25 protein-coding genes and 4 tRNA genes are annotated in these 25,801 nt (G+C 70.5%); 13 read left to right on the forward strand and 16 right to left on the reverse strand.

The features are described from left to right. The 4 genes from ACWD0F_RS19755 to ACWD0F_RS19770 all read right to left on the reverse strand — a co-directional run. A partial coding sequence (locus ACWD0F_RS19755; RefSeq protein ID WP_449877813.1) for an IS701 family transposase occupies positions 1-554 on the reverse strand: 554 nt, incomplete at its 3' end. A 285-nt stretch (positions 555-839) separates the two neighbouring features. Next, a complete protein-coding gene (locus ACWD0F_RS19760; RefSeq protein ID WP_449877360.1) occupies positions 840-1,649 on the reverse strand; it encodes an SAM-dependent methyltransferase in 810 nt (269 codons plus the stop codon). A 35-nt stretch (positions 1,650-1,684) separates the two neighbouring features. After that, positions 1,685-3,505 (reverse strand): glutamine--fructose-6-phosphate transaminase (isomerizing), encoded by a 1,821-nt coding sequence (glmS, locus tag ACWD0F_RS19765; protein ID WP_449877362.1) that lies wholly within the window; start codon positions 3,503-3,505, stop codon positions 1,685-1,687. Between the two features lie 13 nt (positions 3,506-3,518). Next, entirely contained in the window at positions 3,519-3,794 is a 276-nt protein-coding gene (locus tag ACWD0F_RS19770) for a hypothetical protein (protein ID WP_449877363.1), read from the reverse strand. A 293-nt stretch (positions 3,795-4,087) separates the two neighbouring features. Here ACWD0F_RS19770 and ACWD0F_RS19775 point away from each other — a divergent pair, with 293 nt between their 5' ends. From ACWD0F_RS19775 to ACWD0F_RS19795, 5 genes are all read left to right on the forward strand, one after another. Beyond that, complete coding sequence (locus ACWD0F_RS19775) at positions 4,088-6,358, forward strand: N-acetylmuramoyl-L-alanine amidase (RefSeq protein ID WP_449877365.1); 2,271 nt, start codon at positions 4,088-4,090, stop codon at positions 6,356-6,358. A gap of 153 nt (positions 6,359-6,511) precedes the next feature. After that, positions 6,512-6,583 (forward strand) — tRNA-Gly (locus tag ACWD0F_RS19780). A 15-nt stretch (positions 6,584-6,598) separates the two neighbouring features. Continuing rightward, positions 6,599-6,669 (forward strand) — tRNA-Cys (locus ACWD0F_RS19785). A gap of 49 nt (positions 6,670-6,718) precedes the next feature. Continuing rightward, a tRNA-Gly gene (locus ACWD0F_RS19790) sits at positions 6,719-6,790 on the forward strand. A gap of 21 nt (positions 6,791-6,811) precedes the next feature. Further along, positions 6,812-6,886: transfer RNA gene (locus ACWD0F_RS19795), tRNA-Val, on the forward strand. Positions 6,887-6,998: 112 nt separating this feature from the next. Here the strand turns inward: ACWD0F_RS19795 and ACWD0F_RS19800 are convergent. Next, positions 6,999-7,283 carry a DUF4287 domain-containing protein gene (locus ACWD0F_RS19800; protein WP_449877367.1) on the reverse strand — a complete coding sequence of 95 codons (285 nt, stop codon included), beginning with the start codon at positions 7,281-7,283 and terminating at the stop codon, positions 6,999-7,001. Positions 7,284-7,383: 100 nt separating this feature from the next. Then, positions 7,384-8,277, reverse strand: a complete 894-nt coding sequence (locus tag ACWD0F_RS19805; protein ID WP_449877369.1) for an SDR family oxidoreductase — start codon at positions 8,275-8,277, stop codon at positions 7,384-7,386. An 87-nt stretch (positions 8,278-8,364) separates the two neighbouring features. On the opposite strand from ACWD0F_RS19805, the gene ACWD0F_RS19810 reads away from it, so the two are divergent. After that, complete coding sequence (locus ACWD0F_RS19810) at positions 8,365-10,131, forward strand: thiamine pyrophosphate-dependent enzyme (protein ID WP_449877371.1); 1,767 nt, start codon at positions 8,365-8,367, stop codon at positions 10,129-10,131. On the opposite strand, the gene ACWD0F_RS19815 is transcribed toward ACWD0F_RS19810, so the two are convergent. Next, complete coding sequence (locus ACWD0F_RS19815) at positions 10,100-10,873, reverse strand: IclR family transcriptional regulator (RefSeq protein WP_449877373.1); 774 nt, start codon at positions 10,871-10,873, stop codon at positions 10,100-10,102. The genes ACWD0F_RS19810 and ACWD0F_RS19815 overlap by 32 nt on opposite strands. Before the next feature lie 79 nt (positions 10,874-10,952). Between ACWD0F_RS19815 and ACWD0F_RS19820 the strand changes: the two genes are divergently transcribed. Together ACWD0F_RS19820 and ACWD0F_RS19825 are read left to right on the forward strand one after the other, a co-directional pair. After that, entirely contained in the window at positions 10,953-12,107 is a 1,155-nt protein-coding gene (locus ACWD0F_RS19820; protein WP_449877375.1) for a 4-hydroxybenzoate 3-monooxygenase, read from the forward strand. A 59-nt stretch (positions 12,108-12,166) separates the two neighbouring features. Further along, positions 12,167-12,478 carry a DUF6401 family natural product biosynthesis protein gene (locus tag ACWD0F_RS19825; protein WP_449877377.1) on the forward strand — a complete coding sequence of 104 codons (312 nt, stop codon included), beginning with the start codon at positions 12,167-12,169 and terminating at the stop codon, positions 12,476-12,478. A gap of 176 nt (positions 12,479-12,654) precedes the next feature. Here the strand turns inward: ACWD0F_RS19825 and ACWD0F_RS19830 are convergent, their stop codons facing one another. The 5 genes from ACWD0F_RS19830 to ACWD0F_RS19850 form a co-directional block, all read right to left on the reverse strand. Further along, positions 12,655-13,434: a mechanosensitive ion channel family protein gene (locus tag ACWD0F_RS19830; RefSeq protein ID WP_449877815.1), complete on the reverse strand. Its 780-nt coding sequence runs from the start codon at positions 13,432-13,434 to the stop codon at positions 12,655-12,657. A gap of 197 nt (positions 13,435-13,631) precedes the next feature. Then, a complete protein-coding gene (ligD, locus tag ACWD0F_RS19835) occupies positions 13,632-14,828 on the reverse strand; it encodes a non-homologous end-joining DNA ligase (protein ID WP_449877379.1) in 1,197 nt (398 codons plus the stop codon). A gap of 172 nt (positions 14,829-15,000) precedes the next feature. Further along, complete coding sequence (locus ACWD0F_RS19840) at positions 15,001-15,744, reverse strand: crotonase/enoyl-CoA hydratase family protein (protein WP_449877381.1); 744 nt, start codon at positions 15,742-15,744, stop codon at positions 15,001-15,003. Positions 15,745-15,865: 121 nt separating this feature from the next. Further along, positions 15,866-16,261 carry a nuclear transport factor 2 family protein gene (locus ACWD0F_RS19845; protein WP_449877817.1) on the reverse strand — a complete coding sequence of 132 codons (396 nt, stop codon included), beginning with the start codon at positions 16,259-16,261 and terminating at the stop codon, positions 15,866-15,868. A gap of 344 nt (positions 16,262-16,605) precedes the next feature. Further along, positions 16,606-17,472, reverse strand: a complete 867-nt coding sequence (locus ACWD0F_RS19850) for an aldo/keto reductase (RefSeq protein ID WP_449877383.1) — start codon at positions 17,470-17,472, stop codon at positions 16,606-16,608. A gap of 59 nt (positions 17,473-17,531) precedes the next feature. Here ACWD0F_RS19850 and ACWD0F_RS19855 point away from each other — a divergent pair, with 59 nt between their 5' ends. Then, complete coding sequence (locus ACWD0F_RS19855) at positions 17,532-17,918, forward strand: MerR family transcriptional regulator (protein ID WP_449877385.1); 387 nt, start codon at positions 17,532-17,534, stop codon at positions 17,916-17,918. Positions 17,919-18,148: 230 nt separating this feature from the next. Then, complete coding sequence (locus ACWD0F_RS19860; RefSeq protein WP_449877387.1) at positions 18,149-18,283, forward strand: hypothetical protein; 135 nt, start codon at positions 18,149-18,151, stop codon at positions 18,281-18,283. Between the two features lie 75 nt (positions 18,284-18,358). On the opposite strand, the gene ACWD0F_RS19865 is transcribed toward ACWD0F_RS19860, so the two are convergent. Continuing rightward, positions 18,359-20,089 carry an acyl-CoA dehydrogenase family protein gene (locus ACWD0F_RS19865; RefSeq protein ID WP_449877389.1) on the reverse strand — a complete coding sequence of 577 codons (1,731 nt, stop codon included), beginning with the start codon at positions 20,087-20,089 and terminating at the stop codon, positions 18,359-18,361. Between the two features lie 31 nt (positions 20,090-20,120). Between ACWD0F_RS19865 and ACWD0F_RS19870 the strand changes: the two genes are divergently transcribed. Continuing rightward, the gene (locus ACWD0F_RS19870; protein ID WP_449877391.1) at positions 20,121-20,837 is read left to right on the forward strand and encodes a PaaX family transcriptional regulator C-terminal domain-containing protein; all 717 of its coding nucleotides are present in this window, start codon (positions 20,121-20,123) and stop codon (positions 20,835-20,837) included. Here ACWD0F_RS19870 and ACWD0F_RS19875 read toward each other — a convergent pair. Together ACWD0F_RS19875 and ACWD0F_RS19880 are read right to left on the reverse strand one after the other, a co-directional pair. Then, on the reverse strand, positions 20,827-21,813 hold the full coding sequence (locus tag ACWD0F_RS19875; protein WP_449877393.1) for a hypothetical protein: 987 nt from the start codon (positions 21,811-21,813) through the stop codon (positions 20,827-20,829). The genes ACWD0F_RS19870 and ACWD0F_RS19875 overlap by 11 nt on opposite strands. 104 nt (positions 21,814-21,917) lie before the next feature. Then, on the reverse strand, positions 21,918-23,315 hold the full coding sequence (locus tag ACWD0F_RS19880; RefSeq protein WP_449877395.1) for a glutamate--cysteine ligase: 1,398 nt from the start codon (positions 23,313-23,315) through the stop codon (positions 21,918-21,920). 173 nt (positions 23,316-23,488) lie between these two features. Here ACWD0F_RS19880 and ACWD0F_RS19885 point away from each other — a divergent pair, with 173 nt between their 5' ends. After that, the gene (locus ACWD0F_RS19885) at positions 23,489-24,535 is read left to right on the forward strand and encodes a zinc-dependent alcohol dehydrogenase family protein (RefSeq protein ID WP_449877397.1); all 1,047 of its coding nucleotides are present in this window, start codon (positions 23,489-23,491) and stop codon (positions 24,533-24,535) included. Here ACWD0F_RS19885 and ACWD0F_RS19890 read toward each other — a convergent pair. Then, a complete protein-coding gene (locus ACWD0F_RS19890) occupies positions 24,504-24,992 on the reverse strand; it encodes a carboxymuconolactone decarboxylase family protein (protein WP_449877399.1) in 489 nt (162 codons plus the stop codon). The two genes, ACWD0F_RS19885 and ACWD0F_RS19890, sit on opposite strands and share 32 nt — an antisense overlap. Positions 24,993-25,149: 157 nt before the next feature. Here ACWD0F_RS19890 and ACWD0F_RS19895 point away from each other — a divergent pair, with 157 nt between their 5' ends. Then, positions 25,150-25,755, forward strand: a complete 606-nt coding sequence (locus ACWD0F_RS19895) for a response regulator transcription factor (protein WP_449877819.1) — start codon at positions 25,150-25,152, stop codon at positions 25,753-25,755. The last annotated feature ends 46 nt before the right edge of the window (positions 25,756-25,801 follow it).

Below are 25,801 nucleotides of genomic sequence, written 5' to 3' on the forward strand. Positions count from 1 at the left end.
TGCAGTAGTTGGGGTTTGGTCGCGAAGCCGACCTGCTCGGGGACTTGCGCGGCAGCGCACCGCTCCGGTGAGGCGATCCAGGAGTCCCGGGGCAGATAGAGCTCCCGGTCCAGCACGGCCCGGCCGCGACTGGAGGCGTAGCCGAGGAACACCCCGATCTGGCAGTTGGTGACCTTGCCGAGAGTGCCGGTGTATTGCCGCTGCACTCCGGCCGAGCAGCCGCCCTGTTTGGCGAAACCGGTGTCGTCCCCGACCAGTACCCCGTCAGCCTCGCCCAAGTGCTCCATCAGGTAGCCGCGGATATCGTCGCGCACGCCGTCGACATCCCATTTCGCGGCGTTGAACAGTCGCTGCATCCCATCCGGAGTGGTCTCACCTGCGTACTCGGCTAGTGACCATCCGTTCTTACGCTCCAGCCCGGACAGCATTCCCTCAACGCAGGCCCGGGCCCGCCGCCGTACTTCCGGGCGTTTGAAACGACCGGCCACCAGCGCGAACGCACGATCCAGGCATGCTTGCAGACGAGCAGCGTCGAGATGTTCTACCCTGGCCAACGCGGCCACCGCATGATCTTCAGTTCCATCACACCTGAATGATCACAGCGGTGGCCGTTCCTCTTTCACCCAGGATCTACCCCGACAGACCCAGGTGGCCCTGGGTCGTCCCAGGCATGCCCAGGCACACCTACTTCAGGGAAGTGCGGCTGGAGTACTAATACGGCAATCGCTTCTCGCGGGACCGGCGAGGCGCGTCGTGCGCGGCAGCCGGGCGCGGTCAGCGGGCGCGGTCAGCGGGCGCGGTCAGCGGGCGCGGTCAGCGGGCGCGGTCAGCGGGCGCGGTCAGCCGGGTTTGCGCGCCACCCCGGCCATCAACGACGAGGGCAGCGACCAGTCGCCCACCAGTTTGGGCCGGTCAGGACGCCAGTCGACCGCCTGCACCAGCCCCGGCGGATCCAGCACGAAGTCACCGAAGAACGCCCGGATCTCGCTCGGGCACCGATCGGCGCCCCCGCTCCCGGAGGAGCCCCGGTAGACGCCCTTGGCCCCGTCGTCGGGCTCGACGTGGCCCATGGAGGTGGCGTGGCTGATCAGCAGGTAGCTGCCGGGCGCCAGCCGCGCGCGCAGCAGGGCCACGGCGTGCTGGGGATTCGCCGCGTCGGGCAGGAAGTGCAGGATCGAGACCAGCACCACCCCGATCGGCTCGTCCAGGTCGAGATAGGCGCCGGCCTTGGCCAGCACGTCCCCGGGGTCGAGCAGGTCGGCCTCGACGAAGGCGGCACGGGCCGAGCCTTCGAGCAGCAGGCCGGCGTGCGCGGCCACGACCGGATCGCGATCGACGTAGACGACCCTGGCCTCGGGGACGACCTCGTGCGCGCTGCCCTGGGTCGGCAGCCCGCTGCCGAGGTCCAGGAACTGGCGCACCCCGGCTGCGGCGACATAGCGCACGGCGCGCTGGAGGAAGGCCCGGTTGGCGCGGGCCAAGGGGACCGCCTCCGGGATCAGCTCCGCCAGCTGGTCGATGGCCTGGCGGTCGACCGCGAAGTTGTCCTTCCCGCCGAGCATGTAATCGTACATGCGTGCGAGATTGGGCCTCTGGTAGTCGAACTGCCGCACAGTATCGAATTTATGTCGTCCGCAGCCAGATAACACTACCTTGAGAACAATGTGGCTGAATTGGCGTTCTATTACTCCACCGTGACGCTCTTGGCGAGATTGCGAGGCTTGTCCACGTCTCGGTCCAGCGCCACGGCGGCGTAGTAGGCGAGAAGTTGCAGCGGGATCGTGAGCAGGATCGGGTCGAGCTCGATCTCGTTCTTCGGGATCACGATCACGTCGTCGGCCAGCTTGGACTCGGGCTCGCGGTGGCCCACCATGAGCACCCGGCCGCCACGGGCGCGGATCTCGCCGAGGGTGGTGAGGTTCTTGTCGAGCAGCTCGTCGTCGGGCACGATCGCGACCGTCGGCATGTCGGGGCCGATCAGCGCGAGCGGGCCGTGCTTGAGCTCGCTGGCCGGATAGGCCTCGGCGTGCACGTACGAGATCTCCTTGAGCTTCTGCGCGCCCTCCCTGGCCACCGGGTAGCCGCGCACCCGGCCGACGAACATCATGCTCGCGTGCCCGGCGTACTTCTGCGCCAGCTCGGCGATCTTGTCGCTCTGGGCGAGGATCTCCTCGATCTGGCCGGGCATCCGGCGCAGGCCCTCGACCACGCGCCGGCCGTCGGCGGGCGACAGGTCGCGCACCCGGCCCAGGTGCAGCGCCAGCAGCGCGAAGGCCACCGAGGTCGAGGTGAAGGCCTTGGTCGAGGCGACCGAGACCTCGGGGCCCGCGTGCAGGTAGATGCCGCCGTCGACCTCGCGGGCGATGGCGCTGCCCACGGCGTTGACGATGCCGATGACGCGGCCGCCCTTGCGCTTGAGCTCCTGGACGGCGGCGAGCGTGTCGTAGGTCTCGCCCGACTGGCTGATCGCGACGTAGAGCGTGTCGGGATCGACGACCGGGTTGCGGTAACGGAACTCGCTGGCCGGCTCGGCGTCGGCCGGGATGCGGGCCAGCTCCTCGATGAGCTGCGCGCCGATCTGCCCGGAGTAGTAGGCGGACCCGCAGCCGATGATCTTCACCCGGCGGAAGGAGCGGGTCTCGCGGGCGTCCATGTTGAGCCCGCCGAGGTGGGCCACGTGGAAACGCTCGTCGAGCCGGCCGCTCATCGTGCGGGTCATCGTCTCGGGCTGCTCGGAGATCTCCTTGAGCAGGTAGTGCTCGTAGCCGCCGGTGTCGTAGTGGCCGGCGTCCCAGTCGACGGTCAGCGTCTCCTTGGCCGTCTCGCGGGCGTCGCTGGCGAAGGTGTGGAAGCCGTCGGCCCGCAGCACGGCCAGCTCGCCGTCCTCCAGGTGCACGACCTGGCGCGTGTAGCGGACCAGCGCGGCCACGTCGGAGGCGGCGAACATCTCCTTCTCACCGATGCCCAGCACGATCGGGCTGCCGTTGCGCGCCACGACCACCTCACCGGGCCGCTCGGCGTCGATCACGGCGATGCCGTACGTGCCGACGATGCTCTTGAGCGTCTTCCTGACCGCCTCCTCCAGCGAGTCGTTCTCGTCGGCGGCGTTCGCGATCATGTGGGCCAGCACCTCGGTGTCGGTCTCCGAGGCGAACACGACGCCGTCGGCGGCCAGCTTGGCGCGCAGCTCGCCGGCGTTCTCGATGATGCCGTTGTGCACGACCGCGATGCGCTGGTCGGCGGACAGGTGCGGATGGGCGTTCTCGTCGCTGGGGACGCCGTGCGTGGCCCATCGTGTGTGCCCGATCCCGAGGCTGCCCTTGAACCGGGGTGGCACCACCTTGGCGAGGTCGGCCACCCGGCCCTTGACCTTGCGGAGTTTCAGCCCCTTGTTGGACACCACGACGCCGGCCGAGTCATAGCCCCGGTATTCGAGCCGCTGCAGACCCTCCAGCAGGATGGGTGCCGCGTCCTTGGGGCCGACATAGGCCACGATTCCGCACATCGAGGTCTCTCCTTCATCCGTAAACGATCCTGCGTAGCTGGCGTAGGGACAACTCCGGCGCCGTCACCTTGCGGCCCCGTAATTCGGCGGCGATCCGGGGGAAGATCTCGTCGTTGGTGTGGCCGCCGGTCTTCAGCTCGCCATGGCGGCGGCGGACATACTCCTCGACGGTCTCGGAGAAGTACGACAGCACGTCGGCGACCACCCGGGCGGCCTCGCCGGGAGCGAGCGGGCTCGTCCGGGTGAGGTGGGCGATGAGATCTTCGTAGGGATGCCGTGCTGTGGACACAGACGAGGACACTACGCATCTGGAGTGCGACACAGCAATATCCTGCCCGATATCGGGCAGGAATCACGCTAAAGGACGCTCGAACGGCCCCAGCCTCGCCCCAGACGCCACCAGGCGAAGGCTCCGGCCGCGAGACCGAGGTCGATGAGGACGGCTGCGGGCCGCCGTCCACGGCACCGGCTGGCTGATCATCTTGCGCCGGATGACTGGGATGCCGAGTTCGCCGCAGATCCGGCAGACCTCATCCGTATCATCCGACCCGTCTGACACATCCCTTTCTGGGAATGGTTACGGTGAGTAGTCGTATCGTGACGTTCCATGGGGAGATGTTCATGCAGTTCAGGCTCGCCGCCCTCCTGACCGCCGGCGCGCTCATCGCACCGGGCGGCGTCCATCCCTCGGCCGTCGGGACCGGGCTCGCCGAGGGGGCAACCGCCCCCGGACGCGACTTCGCCACCGCCGGGCGGCAGGGGGATTTCGCCGCCGCCGCGCGTGAGTACGGGGTGCCGGTGAGCGTCCTGCTCGGGGTCGCGTACCTGGGCTCCCGATGGGACGCGAACGGCGGCCTGCCCAGCACGGCGGGTGGCTACGGGCCCATGCACCTCGTGGACGTGATCCCCGCCCAGGCGGGGACGCCGCTCGGTGACGCGCTCGGCGATCCCCGGGGCGACGCGTCCCGCCCGCTGTCCCCCGAACGCGTCGCGGCCATCGCCTCGTCGGCGCTGCGGACGGCGCAGCCGCGGCCCCGGACCACGCTGCCCGAGGCCGGACGCCTGATCGGCGTCGCGGCCGCCCGGCTGCGGAGCGATCCGGCCGCGAACATCAGGGCCGGCGCCGCACTGCTCGCCTCCTACCAGTCGCGGCCCGCCGTCGATCCGGCCGACTGGTACGAGGCCGTCGCGCGCTTCTCCGGCACGGAGGACCCATGGGCCGCCCGTGCGTTCGCCGACGAGGTGTTCGCGGTGATGCGGGAGGGTGTGCGGCGGCGTACGGACGACGGGCACCTGGTGCGGCTCGACCCGGTGCGCGGCCTGCCCGCGCCCGGGACGATGACGGACGGGCGGGCCGCTGCCGCGAAGGAGCGGCCCGCCGCCAGCGCGGCGACGCCCGCCGACGATGACCGCAGCACCGGCGAGAACACCGGCACCACGCCGGACGGCGCCTCCATGGACGGCGCCACACCGAACGGCTCCACCGCTGACGGCGCCACCGGCGAGGATTTCTCCTTCGGCGCAGGTGACGGCTTCGCGGACGAGCAGGTCGAAGGCTATTGGAGCACCACGGCCGAGCCCGCCGAAGCCGGCGGGCGCGGCGGCACCAGCAAGGAGACCGCCGCCGGCGGCCGGCGGCGGGAGAACCCGCTCCCCCGCTCCGGCCAGGTGGAATGCCCGAGCAGCCTCAGGTGCGAATGGATGCCCGCCGCCCGCGCGCGCTTCGGCAAGAAGAACGACAGGGACTACGGCAACCACGACCACCTGAGCCGGGCCCGCGCCGTCGACTACATCATCGTCCACGACACCGAGGGCACCTACCAGGGCATACCCTCCATGATCCGCAATCCGAAGTACGTGAGCTGGCACTACACCATCCGCTCCCGCGACGGACATGTCGCCCAGCACGTGCCGACGCAGGACATCGCCTGGCACGCGGGCAACTGGGATGTGAACACCCGCTCCATCGGCATCGAGCACGAGGGCTACCTGGCCAAGGGCGGCACCTGGTACACGGAGGCGATGTACCGCTCGTCGGCCAAGCTCGTCAGGTATCTGGCCGACAAGCACGACATCCCGCTCAACCGCGCACACATCCTGGGCCACGACAACGTTCCCGGCACCTCCCCGAAGACCGTGGCGGGCATGCACGAGGACCCCGGCCCGTACTGGGACTGGGCCCACTACTTCGCCCTCATGAACAAGCCGCTCAGAGGAGACAAGAACGGCGACTCCATCATGATCCGCCCGTCCTACGACACGCACCGCCCCCGCTTCACCGGCTGCGTCACCACCAAGGCCGGCAAGTCCTGCCCCGCGCACGGCACCGCCACCGTGTGGCTGCACAAGGAGCCGAGCGAGACCTCCCCGCTGGTCACGGACCCCGGCAAACATCCGGGCAAGCCGAGCACCTACAGCGTGTACGACCACAGCGCCCGCGCCTCCACCGGCCAGCGCTACGCCGTCGCGGCCCGGCAAGGCGACTGGACGGCCATCTGGTACCTGGGCCAGCAGGCCTGGTTCCACAACCCGGCCGCCAACCCCACCGCGGTCCCCGCGAAGGGCCCGCTGGTGACCCCGTTGCAGCCCAACACCAAGGTGTACGGCCGCGCGTACCCCGAAAAATCCGCTTATCGGGCGGCGGCTTACCAGCCTCTGACGCCGCTCCAGTACAAGATCTCCCCCGGTCAGACCTACACGGTGGGCGACACGATCACCGGCTCCTACTACGCCGCGAACGCCTTCAGGCCGTCCCGGCACGTCACGACCACCGGCAAGGTCCGCTATCACCAGATCCAGCTCGGGCACCGGGTGATGTTCGTGCGAGCGGACGACGTCCGCCTGATCAGCTGACTCGGGGTCGTCCGGCCGCGCGGCCCGCTCGGCGCTCGGAGCACCGTGGCCCGCGCGGCTCGCGCGGGCCACGCGGCCGTTCGTTGCGCACGGGCACTCCGCGGAGACGATATGGTTTTCCCGTGGCCCGGCGCACGTCGCCGACGGTTTCACGCGGAAGTGGCTCAGTGGTAGAGCATCACCTTGCCAAGGTGAGGGTCGCGGGTTCGAATCCCGTCTTCCGCTCGGAGTTAAACTCCTGGTGGAGTGGCCGAGAGGCGAGGCAGCGGCCTGCAAAGCCGTCTACACGGGTTCAAATCCCGTCTCCACCTCGGTATCCGGCGGACTCTGCAGGATCCGCTATAGTAAAGAAAGCGCCATGCGGAAGTGGCTCAGTGGTAGAGCATCACCTTGCCAAGGTGAGGGTCGCGGGTTCGAATCCCGTCTTCCGCTCTGAGTTCCCCAACTCAATACGGACGATTAGCTCAGCGGGAGAGCGCTTCCCTGACACGGAAGAGGTCACAGGTTCAATCCCTGTATCGTCCACCAGCTCCACCGGCCCCAGCTCACGGCAAATGTCGAGAGTCTGGGGTTTTCGGCTTTCCAGAGCCAGGCCGATGGTCACGCCGGTGCCCTGAGTGCAGGGCCCCCTTCACGCCGGCTACCGGTTGTCCTTTCCGTCGAGCCACAGGGTGTCGGATTCGTCGCGGTGCGTGCCAGTGGTTCCGACATGCTTCGCGTCGATCTGCGCACCCTTCTTGATCACGTGTACGAGTGCCATCGCGTGCCCGCGGCCAAGCCCGTAGTCCTCCTTGAGCCACTCGACGATGGTCCCCGCCTTCGTCGCGGGCTCGTCGAAGCCGCGCTCATGGGCGAGGGCGATGAACTGGCGGGGCGTCAGGCCGGTCTTGCCCTCGATATTGTCCAGATAGGCCTGGAAAGACATGCGGTCTCGCTTCCGTGCTGCGCTGATCTGTGCGACGTCCAGCCAGACAATACCGACAAATCTCCAGGCCGGGACCGGTCGCCGGCGGGCGCGCACCGGGCTAGCCCCGGGTCTGGCGTTCGTAGCCCTCGTCGCCGCCATAGACGCGCAGGTCGGGATCGTGCTCCGGCTGGTTCGCCGGGCTGGTCGGCGAGGCGGTGTGCTCGGTGGCGAAGTCGTCGGAGAGCTCGGGCGGCGGAGGGCAGAGGTAGTCGTGCCAGGTGATCTCGCCCTTGGGCGTGGCGTCGGTGAGCAGGGCTCCGGCGCGCTGGGCCGCGTACCGCCGGCCGGGGAAGCGGACGGACAGGCAGAGGCAGTGCAGGTCCTTGGCCCGCAACCAGGTCCTGACCAGTTCCTCGGTGTTCAGGACCTGGGGGCCGCCGTAGTCGATCTCCGCTCGGGCGGGGCCGCCGGCGAGCAGGCCGGCCACGCGGGCGGCCACCTCGCCGGTGTGGACCGGCTGCCAGGGCAGCGAGCGGTCCACGGGCAGCACGGGGAGCGACGTGACGTCCCGCAGCCGCCGGTCGAGCGTCTGGTGGAACGGCGTGGCGCGGAGGATCGTCCAGCCCAGTCCGCTCCCGGCGATCAGGCGCTCGGCCGCCAGCTTGTACACCGGGTAGCCGGTGGCGATGCGGTCGGCGCCGACGAGCGAGGTGAGCAGCAGGTGCGGCACCCCGGCCTCGCGGGCGGCGGCGATCAGCATGCGGGTGCCGGGCAGGTCCACGGCGCCACGCCCCTTGGGGCCGCTCGTGGCCAGATGCGCGATCGCCTCGACGTCGCGTACGGCGTCCGGCAGGCCGGCGCCCGAGATGAGGTCGCCCCACGCCCACTCGACGTTGCCGCGGCTCTCCCGCTTGGCCCGGCTGAACGCCCGCACCTGATGACCCGCCTTGACCAGCGCGGGCACCAGGGCGCCGCCGAGCGTCCCCGTGGCTCCCGTGACCAGAATGCGCATGCCGGGTCCCTACCCGCGAATTCCCGGAAATGTCCATGAACCACGCACTCGCGTCTGCTTACCGGAGAGCGGGGTAGGGCGCCTCACATGGCTCGTATCGCAGCGGAATCCCTGATCGAACGGCTCGCGGACTGGGGCGTCGACACCGTCTTCGGCCTGCCGGGGGACGGCATCAACGGCATCATGGAGGGGCTGCGGCGCCATCGTGACCGGGTACGGTTCGTCCTGGTCCACCACGAGGAGGCCGCGGCGTTCATGGCCACCGGCTACGCCAAGGCGACCGGGCGCATCGGGGTCTGCCTGGCCACCTCCGGCCCCGGTGGCATCCACCTGCTGAACGGCCTCTACGACGCCAAGCTCGATCACGTCCCGGTGCTGGCCATCACGGGGATGCAGGAGACGTCCGTGCTCGGCACCGGCTACCAGCAGGAGGTGCATCTGGACAAGCTCTTCGCCGACGTGGCCGAGTACAACATGATGATCACCAACCCGGCGCAGTTGCCCTCGCTGGTGGACCTGGCGATCAGGACGTCCTACGCGCGGCGCGGGGTCTCCCATCTCACGGTGCCGAACGACATCCAGGTGGCCGAGGCGGGGGCGGATCCGTACAAGAGCGTGGCCCCGGTGCGGCCGCCCGAGACCGCGCCCGTCTACCTCACGCCGTCCGGGATCCCCCGTCAGGAGGACATCGAGCGGGCGGCCGAGGTGCTCAACCAGGCCGAGCGGCCCGCCATGCTCGTCGGGCAGGGGGCGCTGCACGCCGGGCGGGAGGTGCTGGCCGTGGCCGAGGCCCTGGGGGCGCCCGTGGTCAAGACGCTGCCCGGCAAGGCGGTCATTCCGGACGACTCGCCGTACACGACCGGGGGGATCGGGCTGCTCGGCACGCGGCCGAGCGAGGAGCTGATGGACGACGCCGACGTGTTGTTCATGGTGGGCACGAACTTCCCCTACTCCAAGTTCCTGCCGGAGCCGTCGAAGACGCGGGTGGTGCAGTTCGAGGCGGAGCCGACGCGGGCGGGAGCGCGGATCGCGACCGACGTGCCCGTGGTGTGCGACGCGAAGGAGGGGCTGGCGGCGCTGCTGCCGCTGCTGACGCGCCGGAACGGGAACGCTCATCTGGCGAAATATCAGAAGATGATGGTCAAGTGGCGGGCCGACATGGAGTCGCTGGAGAACGCGGACCGGGAGCCGATCGCGCCGCAGTACGCCGTCTCGGTCCTCGACCGGCTCGCCGCCGACGACGCCATCCTGACCTGCGACAGCGGCACGATCGCCACGTGGGCGGCCCGGCACTGGACGATCCGCGGCGAGCGCCGGTTCTACCTGTCGGGCACGCTGGCCTCGATGGCCAACGGGCTGCCGTACGCCATCGCCATGCAGCACGCCTTCCCCGGCCGGCAGGTCATCGCGTACGTCGGCGACGGCGGCTTCTCGATGTTGATGGCCGAGTTCCTGACGGCGGTCCAGCACGGGCTGCCGATCAAGGTGATCATCAACAACAACAACGCGCTCGGCCAGATCCTGTGGGAGCAGATGGTGCTCGGCTATCCGGAGCACGGCGTGCGCTTCGCGCAGCCCGAGGCCGACTTCTCGACCTGGGCCAGGTCGTGCGGCGGGTTCGGCGCCAAGGTCACCAAGCCGGGCGACGTGGCCGCGGCGATCAGTCAGGCGCTGGCCCACGACGGCCCGGCGCTGGTGGACGTGGACGTCAACCCGAACGAGCCGCCCATGCCGGGCAAGGTCTCCTACGAGCAGGCCAAGAGCTTCGCCACGGCCTTCCTCAAGGGCCAGCCGCACAAGGCGGCCATCGCGACCACGCTGTTCAAGGACCGTATCCAGAAGCTGGGGGACTAGCGCACGCCCGCGCCAGGCCGGCGGCGGCGCTCAGCAGCGGCTCGACCAGCCGGGGCAGCTCGCGTGCGCGCCGGGAGGAGAGCACGATGCCCAGGGCCGCCACCGCCCGCCCGTCCACCAGGATGGGAGCCGCCGCCGAGCACGAGCCGAGCGTCATCTCCTCATACGTCAGCGCGTACCCCTGCGCCCGCACCGCCGCCAGCTCCCTGGCCAGCCGCCCCGGCTCGGTGATCGAGTGCGGGGTCGGGCGTTCGAGCCGGCGGGCCAGGTAGGACTTGACGAACCAGTCGGGCTCGAACGCCAGCAGCGCCTTGCCCACCCCCGTCGGATGCATCGGCAGCCGGCCACCGGTCCTGGAGACGATGGGCACCGCCCGCCTGCCGTGCACCTTGTCCACGTACAGCACCTCAAGGCCGTCGCGCACGGCCAGGTGCACGTTCTCGCCGGTGCCCGCGAACAGCTCCTGCAGCCACGGCCGGGCGAGCTCCTGCAGCCGCCCGGGCGCGAGCTGGCCCAGCTCCCACAGCCGCAGCCCGACCCGGAGCCGCCCGTCGGGTGCGCGGCTCAGCGCCTGGCCCTCCTCCAGCTCGCCGACCAGCCGGTGCGTGGTGCTCAGCGGCAGCCCGCTCCGCCTGGCCAGATCCGTCAGCGTGAGCTGCGGATGGGCCGGGTCGAACGCGCCGAGGATGGCCAGCACCTTCGACGTGACCGTGCGCCCGGGGGCGCGGGATCCTCCCGCCATGGCGTAATCCTGCTCAATTCTTCCGTCCAGTGGAAGCGTTTTCTCGGCTGAATCCCGCTCAAGGCAGGATGCTTCCCTCATGCGAACTCAGGTCGGGATCATCGGAGCAGGGCCCGCGGGCCTGCTCCTTTCTCATTTGCTCCATCTGCGCGGGATCTCCTCCGTGGTGCTGGAGAAGCGCAGCCGCGACTACGTCGAGCGGCGGGTCCGCGCCGGAGTGCTGGAGCAGGGCACGGTGGACACGCTGGTCGCGGCGGGCGTCGGCGATCGGTTGCTGCGCGAGGGGCTGCCGCACCACGGCATCGAGCTCCGGTACGGCGGCGCCGGGCACCGCATCCCGTTCGAGAAGCTCGTCCCCGGCCGGTCCATCACCGTGTACGGGCAGCAGGAAGTGGTCAAGGACCTCATCGCGGCCAGGCTCGCGGCGGGCGGGGACGTGCGGTTCGAGGTCGAGGACGTGGCCGTGCACGACATGGAGTCGCAGCCGTACCTGACGTTCGGCGGCGAACGGCTCGACTGCGACGTCATCGCCGGCTGCGACGGCTTCCACGGCGTGTCGAGGCCGGCCATCCCTGAGGGCGTTCTGAGCGTGTTCGAGCGGGACTATCCCTTTGCCTGGCTCGGCATCCTGGCCGACGTGCCGCCGTCGTCGGAGGAGCTGATCTACACCAGGACCGAGCGCGGTTTCGCCCTGCACAGCATGCGCTCCCCCACGGTCAGCCGCTTCTACCTGCAGGTTCCGGCGGACGCGCGCCTGGAGGACTGGCCGGACGAGCGCATCTGGGCCGAGCTCAAGGCCCGGCTGGAGAGCGTGCCCGGCTTCACGCTGACCACCGGGGAGATCACGGAGAAGGGCGTCACGCCGATGCGGGCGTTCGTCGTGGAGCCCATGCAGTACGGCCGGCTCTACCTGGGCGGCGACGCCGCCCACATCGTGCCGCCCACCGGCGCCAAGGGGCTCAACCTGGCCGTGGCCGACGTCCGCGTGCTCACCGACGCGCTCGCGGCCTACTTCGAGCACGGCTCGGCCGAGCTGCTCGACGGCTACTCCGAGGCGTGCCTGAAGCGGGTGTGGCGGGCGCAGCACTTCTCGTGGTGGATGACGACGCTGCTGCACACGTTCGAGGACGACGACGCGTACGGCAGGCGGCTGCAGCTCTCCTACCTCGACTACGTGACCACCTCGGAGGCCGCCGCGACGACGCTGGCGGAGAACTACGTCGGGATGCCGTGAGGGGCCGCGCTTTTGGCCGGAAGGGGCGCTGACCTTGGGAGATGCTTTAAAGTTGGCTGGTGGTTTTCGAGGAGGGCTGGGCCGCTGCGCCCCTGCGATGGTTGATGGGTTCCCTGGGCGAGTCCCAGCTGGCCCGGATGGTCGGCGACCCCGGGCTGGTGGCCGCGGTCGATCAGCACGCGGCGGTGCTGCGGGACGCGATCCCGCTGGACCGCGAGACGCTGAGCGACTATCTGCTGGGCTTCATCGACGAGTTGCGGCACCGCGGCTGGATCTTCAGGGACGAGGCCGACGCGCCTGTGCTCCGGCTGACGGCGGTCTGCTGGCTGGCCCGCGAACAGGGCCTCCTCGAAGACGGCCACCCCGCCTGACCGGGCCCTCCAGACGAGATCCCGGCCAGGATCATCCCGTCGCGGCGGACCTCCGCCCACCGCCTGACCCCGGTCCGTGACGGCGGGGCCAGTCGGTGGGCGGGGCTCAGCCAGGCGAACCCGGAGCCGGGCTCAGCCGAGTGAAGGTGAGAAGCCTGGCCCGGCCGGGCCCCCGCTCATCCGGGCGGGAACTCCGAGCGGGTCGCCCCGCCCGGCGTCGAGCGGATGGGCGCCGTTTCGTCGGTCATCGACCGAGCGTCCTCGCGTCCCCGCTGATAAGCCTCCGCGTGCGCCCTGGCCTGCGGCGCCTCCTCCTCGATGCGGCCCAGCCAGCGCTCCCAGCGCTGCTGCATCGGCCGTACGAGACCGCCGCCGAGCCCGATCGCCGCGATCGCCCCGATGGTGGCGAGCACCGTGATCAGGACCGGAGTCGTGACGGCGGTGGCGACGCCGATCTGGTTGAGCGCGGCGATGATGCCCAGCGCCCAGATGAACACCGCCGCGGCCGTCGCCAGCCAGCGACCGTAGGACAGCCCGCCGAGCGCACCGCCGACGACGTCCCTGACGGCCTTGGCCACGGCCCCGGCCACCACGATGATCACGATGGCCACGATGGCCCTGGGCAACCACGCCACCACGCCGGTCAGCAGCGCCGAGATCGGGTTGGGCCCGAAGACGCTGAAGGCAATCTGCAGGGTGACCAGCAGGATCGCATAGAAGACGATCTTGGCCAGCAGGCTGCTGGCGGTGTATCTACTGCGCTCCAGCCACCGCGAGACGCCGCTGCGCTCCACCATCCGTTCGAAGCCGACGCGTTCGAGCACCTTGTTGACGATCTTCTCCAGCGCCTTGGCCACGATCCAGCCGATGACCAGAATCACCAGGAACGCGACCAGCTTCGGAACGAACGTCGCTATCGACCGCCAGGCGTCCGTGATGCCTTGGCCTAGGTTGATATCCACGGTTTCCTCCTCCGAGGAGCCAATGCAACGGCGCTACCCACCAAAAATCGGTATATGCACGCAGTGCAGTCGAAAGCTCGCAGAAGGCGACATTCCACCCACTAACTGTCTATCGGGATTCAAAGGATCGTTCCCGGCGGGCACCGCGCCACGGATCGGAGTCAACCTCCAGCCGCTCCCGCTCCGGCCGCCTATTCCGGGCGGGCGCCGCGCCACGGGTCGTAGTCGACCTCCAGCGGCTCCTGCTCCGGCCGTTCCTCATCGGGAACGTGCTGCAGGTTGACCCGGATGCGATACCACACGCTGCTGCGCCCGCGCATGCCGTCCACCAGCACGTCGGCGGGCTCCAGCTTGGCCGCGACCTCGGGATGGCGGGCCTTCCACCGCTCGAACCCCGCCATCGCCTCGTCCTTGTGCTCGGCCTTGGCGATCTCGATGACAGGCATGGTCTGCTGCCTGCGCCCGCTGCCCTTGGGCGCCTTGGGCGCGGGCCCGAGCTCCTCGGCCAGCTCCAGCAGCCCGTCGAGGGACCCGGGATGCAGATCCATGTCCTCCCACGGGTCGCCCCGCTCGGCCAGCCGCGCGGGCACGGTGTCGATGGTGAACCGCTCGGGCCGGCAACCCGGCACCTCGTCCCAGGTCAGCGGCGTGGACACGCGGGCGTCCTGCACGGCGCGCACGGAGTAGGCGGAGGCCACGGTGCGGTCGTAGGCGTTCTGGTTGAAGTCGACGAACACGCCGTGCCGCTCCTCCTTCCACCACCGGCTGGTGGCCAGCTCGGGCGCTCGCCGCTCCACCTCCCGCGCCACTGTCTCGGCTGCCTTGCGCACCTTCGCGAACGGCCAGCGCCGCTCGATCCGCGCGTAGACGTGGAACCCGCGCGAACCGGACGTCTTGGGCCACGCGACGAGCCCATGGTCGGCCAGCACCTCCCGCGCCACCTGCGCGGTCCTCAGCACGTCGGCCCACTCGACGCCCGGCACGGGGTCGAGGTCGATGCGGAGCTCGTCGGGCCGTGCGAGGTCGTCGGCGCGCACCGGATGCGGGTTGAGGTCGACGCACCCGAGGTTGACCACCCACAACAACTGCGCCAGGTCGGTGCAGACCACCTCTTCCGCGCTCAGCCCCGAGCGGTATTTCAGCTCGGCCACCTCGATCCAGTCGGGCCGCTTGGCCGGCGCCCGCTTCTGGAAGAAGGCCTCCTTCTCGATGCCGTGCACGAACCGCTTGAGCACCATCGGCCGCCCGTGCACACCCCGCAGCGCCGCCTCGCCCACGGCCTCGTAGAACCGGATCAGGTCCAGCTTGGTGTGGCCGGACTGCGGGAAGACCACCTTGTCGGAGCTGGTGACGTGCACCTCGCGCCCTGCGACCTCGATGTCAGGCATAGGGTCACGATACGTGCCGCCTCCGACAGTCCCCCGAAGCCGACCGGGCCAGGCCGATCAGGCTGAGCCGACCAAGACCGGCCACCCGGACCAGGCCGAGCAGGGCCGGTACCGATCAGTCGAACCGGACGGGACCGAACAAGACCGGACACCCGGACGGAGCGGGTGCCGATCAGTCGAAGCTGCCGTGACGGCCCGCACCCTCCGCGAAGCCGGCCGCGCCGCCCACCGCGTCCGGCAGCGACACCAGGCCGTGGCGCAGCTCGTTGCGCATCGCCTCTACCTCCTCCAGCGCGTCCTGCTCCAGCGCCGAGAGCCGGTCGCCGCGCAGGCAGGTCTGCGGGAAGCGGGCGATGTCGCGCGCCAGCGCCTCGGCCTGCCCCCGGGCGGTGCCGTGGGGAACGAGCCGGTTGGCCAGCCCCCAGTCGTAGGCCTCCCGCGCCTCGACGGGCCGGCCCGTGAGGATCATGTCCATGGCCCGCGATGCGCCGATGAGCCGGGGCAGGCGTACGGTGCCGCCGTCGATGAGCGGCACCCCCCACCTCCGGCAGAACACCCCGAACACCGCCCCCTCCTCGGCCACCCGCAGGTCGCACCAGAGGGCGAGCTCCAGCCCGCCGGCCACGGCGTGCCCGGCGACGGCGGCGATGACCGGCTTGGTCAGGCGCATCCTGGTCGGCCCCATGGGCCCGTCGCCCTCCTCGCCGACGTGGTTGTCGAGCGTCTTGAGGTCGGCTCCGGCGCAGAACGTGCCGCCCTCGCCCCAGAGCACCGCCACGGCGGCGTCGGAGCCCTCGAAGTCCCGGAAGGCGTCCGTCAGGGCGTCGGCGGTCTTGCGATCGACGGCGTTGCGCGCCTCGGGCCTGTTGAGCACCACGGTGGTGACAGGCCCCTCGCGCTCTACGCGTACGGTCATGCGACCCTCCTCGGGAAGACGTCCCGAGCGTAATCTCAAGCCACGATTCCGACCAGCGACAAGCGCAGCGCGACGGGCGATCGCCTCATGCGAGCCGGCACCTCACGCCGGTCGTTGATCTTCAGTCGTCGTAGAAGACCCGTCCGGTTCTTCCGCCGGAGACTGACCAAACCTCGGTGATGAGACCGTCTTCGATGCGAAGCATGTCAAACCCGCTGATGCGCAGGTCACGCCCGGTCTCGTCGGCGAAGCGCGCCAAACAAGGCCGGGCGACCCTGCCGTGAGCGACACCGTCGGCAAGGTGGACATCTGCGACGGCCTCGCCGTCGGGGGCGAAGTGCGGCCCGGGACGGGCCGCCCGGAACTGGGCGATCATCTCGGCCAGGTGTGAGGGATTTCGGATGTGGTCGAAGGCGTCCGTGCCCGGCTGGGCATAACGGAGCCGGAACTGCGGCGCCATGATCTGGTCGGCCAGGCTCAGATCGCCGTTCCACAGCGCGGACCACAGCTCGAAGATGCGGACAGCCGTCCGGCGAGCCGTTCAGGCAGGCCACGCCCTACCCGATGAGGACCCGAGCAGGCCCTGTACATCGCCGTCGCGCTCTGGGGGACCCGGTCGGCGCCGCACGGATGGCCGGCTTTCTCAGGGTCACGTCGTGCGTGGCCGGAGCCGGCGGAGACTCCGAACCGGCTCAAGCCCGAAATGGACCTCACCTCTCGTTGACACGAGATCACCGGCCGGCGGCGTGGCAGGACCACGGCCGGATGGGCGTGGCGGTCCGCCCGAGGCGACCCGCCCAGATGTACGCCTTCGGCCGCGACAGGAGAGGCAACGGCCGTACCCGCCGGGGTGCCCCGCCCTCAGGACAGCGCCGACAGACGCTCGTACTGCTCGTCGGACAACTTCACGGACAGCGCGCCCAGGTTCTCCTCCAGGTGGGCGAGCGAGGTGGTGCCCGGGATCGGGATGGTCGTCGGCGAGCGCCGCAGCAACCAGGCGAGCATGGTCTGCGCCGGGGTCGCGCCCACCTCACTCGCGACGCCGGCCAGCGGGCTTCCGGAGCCGGTGTGCCCGCCCATCGCGATCGGGAAGAAGGGCAGGTACGCGATGTCGTTCGCGGCCGCGTAGTCGACGACGTCCTCGTCTTCCCGGGCCACCAGGTTGTACATGTTCTGCACGGCCGCGATGGGCGTGACCTGGGCGGCCTCGGCGAGCTGCTCGACGCTCACCTTCGACAGCCCGATGTGGCGTACCTTGCCCTCGTCCCGCAGCTGCTTCAGCGCGCCGACCTGGTCGGCCAACGGCACCGTGGGGTCCACCGCGTGCAGCTGCAGCAGGTCGATCCGCTCCACCCGCAGCCGTCGCAGGCTCAGCTCCGCCTGCTGACGCAGGTACTCGGGACGCCCGAGCGGCACCCACTCGGTGGGACCGGGCCGTGCGACGCCCACCTTCGTCGCCACCGCGACACTCTCTCGGTAGGGGTGCAGCGCCTCGGCCACCAGTTCCTCATTGCCGCCGAGGGTGTAGGCGTCGGCGGTGTCGATGAGGTTCACGCCCAGCTCCACGGCCCGCCGCAGCAGTGCCACCGCGGCCTCACGCTCGACCGGTGCCCGCCAGATGTGCGCCTGGTCGGCCGGGCGCGACGTGGGGTCGTCGCTCAGCCTCATCGCGCCGTAGCCGAGCCGGTTCACCTGCAGGTCGCCGCCGAGAAGGAAATATGTCGTCATGTCTGCGACGCTATGACCTGTCATAGATGTGAGATTCAAGCAGCTGTGAGGTACATCACATGAAGATCGGTGAGCTGTCACGCCAGACTGGTGTCAGCCCCCGCCTCCTGCGCTACTACGAGGAGCAGGAGCTGCTCACCTCGGTCAGGGCCGACAGCGGCCACCGGGCCTACGACGAGGACGCCCCCGTCATAGTCCGGCACATCCGGGCCCTGCTGTCGGCGAACCTGCCAACCCGGGTGATCCGCGAGATCCTTCCCTGTGTCGAGGGCCCCGGCCCGCAGCTCAACGCGTGCGTGTCGGAGGTGCTACGGGAACGGCTGCGGAGCATGGACGACCAGATCGACGGGCTGCGAGAGGCCCGCTCCCTGCTCGCCCATCTCCTGCCTCAGGAGTCTCCCCGGCAGCGGGTGACACCCCCAGGAGGGAACCGACGGGCAGCGTGACAGTCCAGGACACCGCCCACGCCTGCGCCTCTTGGCCGACGGGGCGAACTGCCGACGGCAGGGCGCATCGACTCCCAGACGGTCAAGACCGCCGAGACCGTCGTGGCCGCGGCGTGCGGCTACGCCGGACGCTTGGTGGCCTGGTCCGGGCAGGTTCTCGGCCTGGCCGTCACGATCGTCAAGCGCAGCGACGACGTCCGCGGCTTCGTCGTCCTGCCACCGCGCCCGCCATGCGCAGTCCTGCCCTCGACGAGGATGGCGGCCGGGGCCTGTGGCTGGTGGACACGCTCGCCGACGCCTGGGGAATCCAGCACGGCGACGAACCCGGCCGATCGGTCTGGTTCCGGCTGTCCGGGCACGATTGACCGCTGTTCACCGAATCCGAGTCCGAGGCCGGATCCGGTGAACAGTCTGCGGCTGACGCCGATGGCCGGCGTCGGTCAGAGGGTGACCACTCCCGCCAGGAGAACGTCGAACTGGTCCGCGTCGGCGGGTGCGTCGATGCCGCGTAGCGGGCCGCGCTCGGCCAGGTGGGTCTCGGCGTAGAGGCGGGCCACGAGCGCCTTGCGACCGTCGTCGAGCCCCCACGTCGCCTGCTCCTCCAGCAGCGCGGCGGCATAGACGTCGGCCATGAACTGCGCCAGCGGGTAGAGCCGCTCCTCGGCCACGGAGTGCTCCAGGGCCGACCACGCGGAGATCGCCTTGGTCAGGTCGTCGATGCGGGTGTGCACCAGGTCGGAGGTGGCCAGCGCGCGCAGCCGGTCGAGGAAGGGCAGGTGGGCCTGCTCCTTGACCATGGCGCGCCGCACGTCGAGGCAGAGGATGTTGTCGCCGCCCTCCCAGATCGGGTTGACCTGGGCGTCGCGCAGGAGCCGGGCCACCGGCCACTGCTCGATGTAGCCGTTGCCGCCGTGCACCTCGATCGCGTCGCTGGCCGCCGTCACGCCGAGCCGGGCGGTGCGCAGTTTGATGAGGGCGGGCGTGATCCGCGACCGCGGGCCCGCGAGCCCGTCGAAGGCGAGCGCCTGGGCGGCCTCGACCTCGACGATCAGCTCGGCCAGCTTGCGGCGCATCAGCGGCTGCTCGATGAGCGGGCGCCCGAACGCCTCTCGGGCCTGGGCGTAGCAGATCGCCTCCACCAGCGCGCGCCGGGCCACGCCGGCGCCCATCATGGCCACGCCGAGCCGGGAGGCGTTGGTGAGCTTCATCATCGTGCCAAGGCCAGAGCTGGAGCCGGACCTGGTGCCGGTGCCGGAGCTAGAGCGAGTGCCATGTTCGGACAGCGGGAACGCCTCCGCGCCGGTGAACTCGACCTCGGCCGAAGCCACCGACCTGGTGCCTAGCTTGTCCTTGAGCCGCCTGATCCGCACCCCGTTGCGCGAGCCGTCCCGCCGCTCCCACAACACCAGGAACGGCGCCACGTCCCCTTCGGGCAGCCGCGCCAGCACCACGAACGCCGACCCGCCTGCGTTGGAGGCGAACCACTTGAGCCCTGACAGCAGCCACGAGTCGCCGTCGGGCACCGCCGTGGCCTCCAGGGCCGCCAGGTCCGAGCCGCCCGTCCGCTCGGTGAACATCTGAGCTGCCTCGCCCGAGTAGTACCCGTTGGCGAAGATCTCCCGCACCCGATCGCGCACGTCCGCGGGCGCGTGCTTCTCGGCCAGGGAGACCACCATGTCCCCGCCGGTGCCGAGCGCGCAGCCCATCCCGATGTCGGCCTGATCGAGCAGGTACGTCCACGCCGCGGCCAGCGCGGCCGGATCCGCCCCGTGCGCGCGGGCCTCCTCGGCGAACGCGGGCGCGGTGAAGTTGTCCGCCATCAGCGCCTGCCGGGCGGCCTGGAACGACGGCGGCATGACGACCTGGCTGACGTCCCTGCCCCACTTGTCGTACTTCTCCAGACGCGGCGGGTTACGGTCGGTCTCCTCCGCGCACTCGGCCACCAGCCCGCCCATGAGCGCGCCCAGCCGGTCGAGATGCGGCTCCGCCCAGGCGAAGCCGTCGCCCAGGTAGCGCCGCATGAGCAGGCGCAGCGTGGGATCGCAGCGCCACCAGTTGCGCCCGGCGGCGCCCTGGTAGCGCTCGGTCGCGTAGCGGTCACTGCGGTCGACGCGGTCGCTGCCGGTGCTGCCGGTGCTGCGGTCGAAAGGTTCGATGAGATAGCGCCCCATACTCGCGAGTGTTACATATACTCGACACGCGATGGAAGAGCGTAACAACCTGAGTGCCCGATCGGCCGTGCTGAGCGCGTTGCTGGGCAGCCACCCGCCGCGCCTGTCGGCCCGCCACCTCGTGCGCATCGGCGCGCTGTTCGGGATCGCGGAGGGCACCGTGCGGGTGGCGCTGTCGCGCATGGTCGCGGCCGGCGACCTGATCCAGTCCGAGCGCTCGTACACGCTGACGGAGCGGCTGATCGAGCGCCAGGCCAGGCAGGACGAGAGCCGCGACCCGCACACCAGGCCGTGGGACGGCACGTGGGAGGTGGCCGTGGTCACGGCCGAGCGGCGCGCGCCCGCCGACCGGGCGGCGTTCCGGCACACGATGGCCGCGCTGCGCCTGGCCGAGCTGCGCGAGGGCACCTGGTTGCGCCCGGCCAACCTGGTCCGCGGGTGGCCGGAGATCGTCACCGCGCAGTGCACGCTCATCGACGGCCGCCCGCACGGCGACCCCACTCCCCTGCTGTGGGATCTGGACGGCTGGGCAGCCGAGGCGCGCGGGCTGGAACGGGCCCTCGACCGCTGCGCGGGACTGGCGGAGGGCTTCCTGGTGTCGGCCGCGGTGTTGCGGCACCTGCTGGCCGACCCGCTGCTGCCGCAGGAGCTGCTACCGGCCGACTGGCCGGGCGCCCGGCTGCGGGCGCGCTACGACGACTTCGACGCCGGTTACCGGAAGGTGCTGCTCGAGCACCTCAAAGACTGACCCCGAAGATCACCCTCTTGCCCTTGAACTCGGTGATGCTCCACAACTTCCCGTCCTGCACGGTGAGGTCCTCGGGACCGATCGGGAACCGCCTGCTCTGCAGCGTGTCGCCGGCGTGCACGAGCAGCTGGCCGTTGGTGACGGAGTCGGCCGCCTGGCTGAGGTACCACTTGCCGTCCCACGAGATCGCCCCCTGGATCTTGGGGTGTCCCATGACGAAGGCGTCGTCGGGCTCGCCGCCGGCGAACGGCAGCGGCCAGCGGCCCACCCAGCCGCGGGAATCGTTCTCGCGGTATTCGCCTGTGACCAGCAGCGGCGTGCTCCCGCTGCGGTCGATCGAGACGAAGGAGAATCTCGGCCCCGGCTTCGCCACCTCCCACATGGCGGTCTGCGGGATCACGTAGCGGTAGCCGAAGGCGTGGAACTTGCCGCCGCGGCGGCCGATCCGCTCGGGATCGCCCAGGTCGTTCTGGGCGGTGCGCAGGTCGAGCAGGTTGCCCAGGTCGAAGACGCGCAGGCCCCTGACGGTGTCGGCGACGTAGAGCAGGTCGCCGTGGCAGGCGATGCCGCCGGCGTGGATGTCGATGGGCCCGTAGGAGCCGTTCGGCTTCGCCTCGACCAGCAGCGCGTGCTGGTATTTCAGCAGCCTGGGGCTCAGGAACGACACCCTGACGCCCCGCTCGCCCCCCTCCGGCTTGAAGTACCAGCTCGCCATGAACACCGGCACCCCGATCTCGCCGGAGTCCTCGCCGCTGGTCAGCCCCTGCGGATACCAGTCGGTGGTGTCCTGGTCGCGGTCGTCGAAGGCGTACCAGGCGGCCGGCTTCGGCTGCATCGAGCCGAGCGCGCCGGCCGCCCCCTTGTTCTTCGCGGCCCTGTTGGCCTGCGCCAGCAGGGCCTCGACCGCGGTGCTCCCGATCTCCTGGGCCAGCTTGGCCGCCCCCTCGGCCCAGCTCCCCGCTGCCCGATTAATCACATATGGCGCTTTTTCCGTTGGAACCATCCCCGTACCCGCCATAACTCCCTCTCTTTTCCGTCCCTTGACCAGTTTGACGGATGGAGAACGACGGGAGTTTGCCCTCAGGGCCACATATGCACGGGCATCCCGGACAGGGCCAGCTCACGGTAGCGCCGGACGAGTTGCTCGCGGTCGCCACCGAACCGCTCCAGCGCCTCCCGCTGCCACGCCGCCCCGGTGCGGCGCAGCCGGGTCCGCTGCGCGATCACGTCCAGCGCCGTGTCGGCGTCGTGCGCCGACACGCCCGCCTTGAGCAGCCCGGCCCGCGCTTCGGGCAGCAGGCTGAGGACCAGGTCCGCCGCCTCGAACTCGCCCTCGCGGCCGGGCCAGGAGAGCTTGGCGTCCAGGCCGTCCATGGCCGCGCGGTAGAAGTTCTGGTACGCCTCCGCGAACCGGTAGCCGGTCAGGTCCCGCTCCGCCTGCGAGAGCGTCAGGCCGAGGAGGAAGGCCGTGTTCGCCGCCATGTCCGCGCACGAGGGTCCGGCGGGCAGCGCGCGCATCTCGATGCGCAGGTGGCCGCCGTCCGCGGGGTCGTAGACGGGCCGGTTCCACTGCCAGATCGTGCCCTGGTGCAGCCGCAGCTCGGGCACCTCGTACCGATCCGCCCCCTCCGTCAGATCGGGCAGGATCGGCTCGTAGTCATGGACGTACCGCTCGAACAGCTCGTGCGCCCCTTCGCGCACCCAGTCGGACCCGAACGTGACCCGCCCGTCCCTGCGCTCGCCGCGCGCCACGTCCCGGTCGTCGGCGGCCTCCTCCATCAGCGCGATCCGCGTCTCCTCCCACAACCGCCGGCCGAGGAAGAACGGCGAGTTCCCGCACGCGGCCAGCACCGGCCCGATGGCGAGCTGGGCGGCGTTGAACACCCGGGCGAAGCTCTCGGGCGGCGTGCGCATGTGCACCTGCCAGGAGGTGTTGGCGGCTTCGAGGATCACGTCCTCCACCGACAACTCCAGATCGTCGATCTTGACCAGGAACGGCTCCAGCCGCAGCCGCCTGATCCCCCTGCTCATCGCCCGATAGCGGTTCTGGTCGCTGAGGGCGCCCACCGTGAAGTCCTCGGCGTCGAGCGTGGGCAGGATGCCGATGGGCAGCGCGCCACCGCCCTCGACCGCCGCGTCCACCTTGGTGAGCGTCTCCTGCACCTCCGCGCCCATCCGCTCGAAGGGCTCGCCGGCCAGCGGGGTGGGGGTCAGGTTCACCTCGATGTTGAAGCGGCCGAGCTCCAGCACCACGCGGGGGTCGTCGAGGGCGGCCTGCACCTCACTGTTGCGGGGCAGCGGCCGGCCCCGCTCGTCGACGAGGAACAGCTCAAGCTCAGCACCGATCGTCGTCGGCCCCTGGCCGAAGCCGGGGGTGTGGAGCAGCTCGCGCAGGACGCCGAGCTGCTCTCGGATGCGTTCGCCGAACGCGGCGTACTCCGCTTCGGTAAATCGCTCCTTGTCCAGGTCTCTTCCCATCACCCACTTCTGTCCTGAACGTCAGCGTTGACACCTCACTCGGGGATGTCACCGTCATCTGCGGGAAAAGCCGCCGGAAAAGCCACCGAAGAAGCCGCCGCACAGCCGGGGCCGGGCGCTCCGGTCGGCCGGGCTCTGCGCGGACCTGCGGCAAGTCACTCTAAGCTCATGAGATGCGCGCGGTTGCCTTTGACATCTTCGGTGGAGAACTCGACGTGCGGGAGCTGCCCGACCCGGCGCCCGCCCCGCACGGAGCGGTGATCAGGGTCGAGGCCACGGGGGTGTGCCGCTCCGACTGGCACGGCTGGCAGGGCCACGATCCCGACATCAAGGCCCTGCCGCACGTCCCGGGGCACGAGCTGGCCGGGGTGATCGAGGCGACCGGCTCCGACGTGCGCGGCTGGCTGCCGGGGGCACGCGTGACCGTCCCGTTCATCTGCGCCTGCGGCTCGTGCGCGTCCTGCGCCACCGGCGACCAGCAGGTGTGCGAGCGCCAGACGCAGCCGGGCTTCACCCACTGGGGCTCCTTCGCCGAGTACGTCGCCATCGACCACGCCGACGTCAACCTGATCCCGGTCCCCGAGGACATGGACTACCTCACCGCGGCCGGCCTCGGCTGCCGCTTCGCCACCGCGTTCCGCGCCGTGGCGGAGGTGGGCAGGGTCCGGCCCGGCGAGTGGGTGGCGGTGCACGGCTGCGGCGGCGTCGGCCTGTCGGCCGTGATGATCGCGACGGCGGCCGGAGCGCGCGTGGTGGCCGTGGACATCAGCGGCGACGCGCTGCACCTGGCCGAGCTGGCGGGCGCCACGCACTTCGTCAACGCCGTGGCCGGCGACGCGGCGGCCCAGGTGCGGGAGCTGACCAGGGGCGGCGCGCACGTGTCCCTCGACGCGCTGGGCAGCCCGCAGACGTGTGCCGCCTCCGTCGAGAGCCTGCGCCGCAAGGGCCGGCACATCCAGGTGGGGCTGCTGCCGGGCGGGCCGACGCCGGTGCCGATGGACCGCGTGATCGGCTACGAGCTGCGGCTGCTGGGCAGCCACGGCATGGCCGCGCACGCCTATCCGCCGATGCTGGAGATGATCAGGGGCGGGATCCTGCATCCCGACCAGCTCGTCACCCGCACGATCGGGCTCGCCGACGCCGGCAAGGCGCTGGCCTCGATCGGCTCGGTGCCGGGCGTCACGATGATCACTCCTCGAGCTGCACTCTCAGGGTCCTGAGCACCATGGCCAGCATGCGATGGTGGGCCACCAGCATGACCAGCTCGATCCGGCCCGCCTCGTCGTAGCGGTCGCAGAGCGCCGCCCAGGTGGCGTCGGTCAGGTCGCCCGCGTAGTGCAGGTCGTCGGCGACCTGGAGCACGAGCCGGTCCTCGACGGACCACAGCGCGTCCGGCTCGCGCACCGACTCGATCTCCTGCTCGGTCAGGCCCGCCCGCCGGCCCAGCCGGGCGTGGTGGGCCCACTCGTACGCGCTGCCGCTGTGGAACGCGGTGCGCAGGATGGCCAGCTCACGGTCGCGGGCGGGCAGCGTGCCGTCCAGCAGGACGCCGCCGAAGCGCAGCCACTCCCGGTAGAGCCGGGGATGGCGGGCCAGCGTCGCGAACACGTTGTACGGATTGGCGCGGATGAACTCGTCCCACTCTTCGGAGGGAAGTGGCTCCACTCGGGGGTTCATGGTCGTTAGCATCTCTCATATGACCGCCTGCGAGGGGGCCGTGGCCGTCTGCGACAGGTGCTCGCTTGTCTGAGGGGACTTTCAACAGTCGAGCCGATAGGTCAGGATGAAGGGGCCCGCAGTCCGTTGCAAGCCTGGTCGACCGCAAGGACGCATGGTGATTCGAACGTTGCTCGCTGAGGACATGCATCTGGTACGAGGCGCGCTCGTGGCGCTGCTGGCCTACGAAGACGACATCGAGGTCGTGGCCGAGGTCGAACGAGGTGATCGCATCCTGGCCGCGGCCAACGCCTGCCGGCCCGACGTCGCGGTGATCGACATCGCCTTGCCCGGCAAGGACGGCCTGTCGGCCGCGGGCGAGTTACACGCCCAGTTACCCGAGTGCGGGGTGCTGATCCTGACCGGCGTCGGCACTCCGGGGCTGCTCAAGCGGGCGCTGGACGCCCACGTCCGGGGGTTCATGGCCAAGGACGCGCCGGCCGGGCGGCTGGCCGACGGGATCCGCCGGGTGGCCGAGGGCGAGCGGGTCATCGACTCGGAGCTGGCCATCGCGGCGATGCGCTCGACGGAGGCGCCGCTGACGCAGCGCGAGCTGGACGTGATCGGCGCGGCGGCGGACGGGGCGTCGATCGGGGAGATCGCGGCGACCTTGTTCCTCGCGGAGGGCACCGTGCGCAACTACCTCTCCAAGACCACGGCCAAGCTGGGGGCGCGCAGCCGGATCGACGCCATCAGGATCGCCAGGGAATCCGGCTGGATCTGAGGCGCGGCGATCTGCGGGGCCCCTCCTTCAGGCGGGGCCCCCTTCG

Source organism: Nonomuraea sp. NPDC002799, from assembly GCF_053592075.1.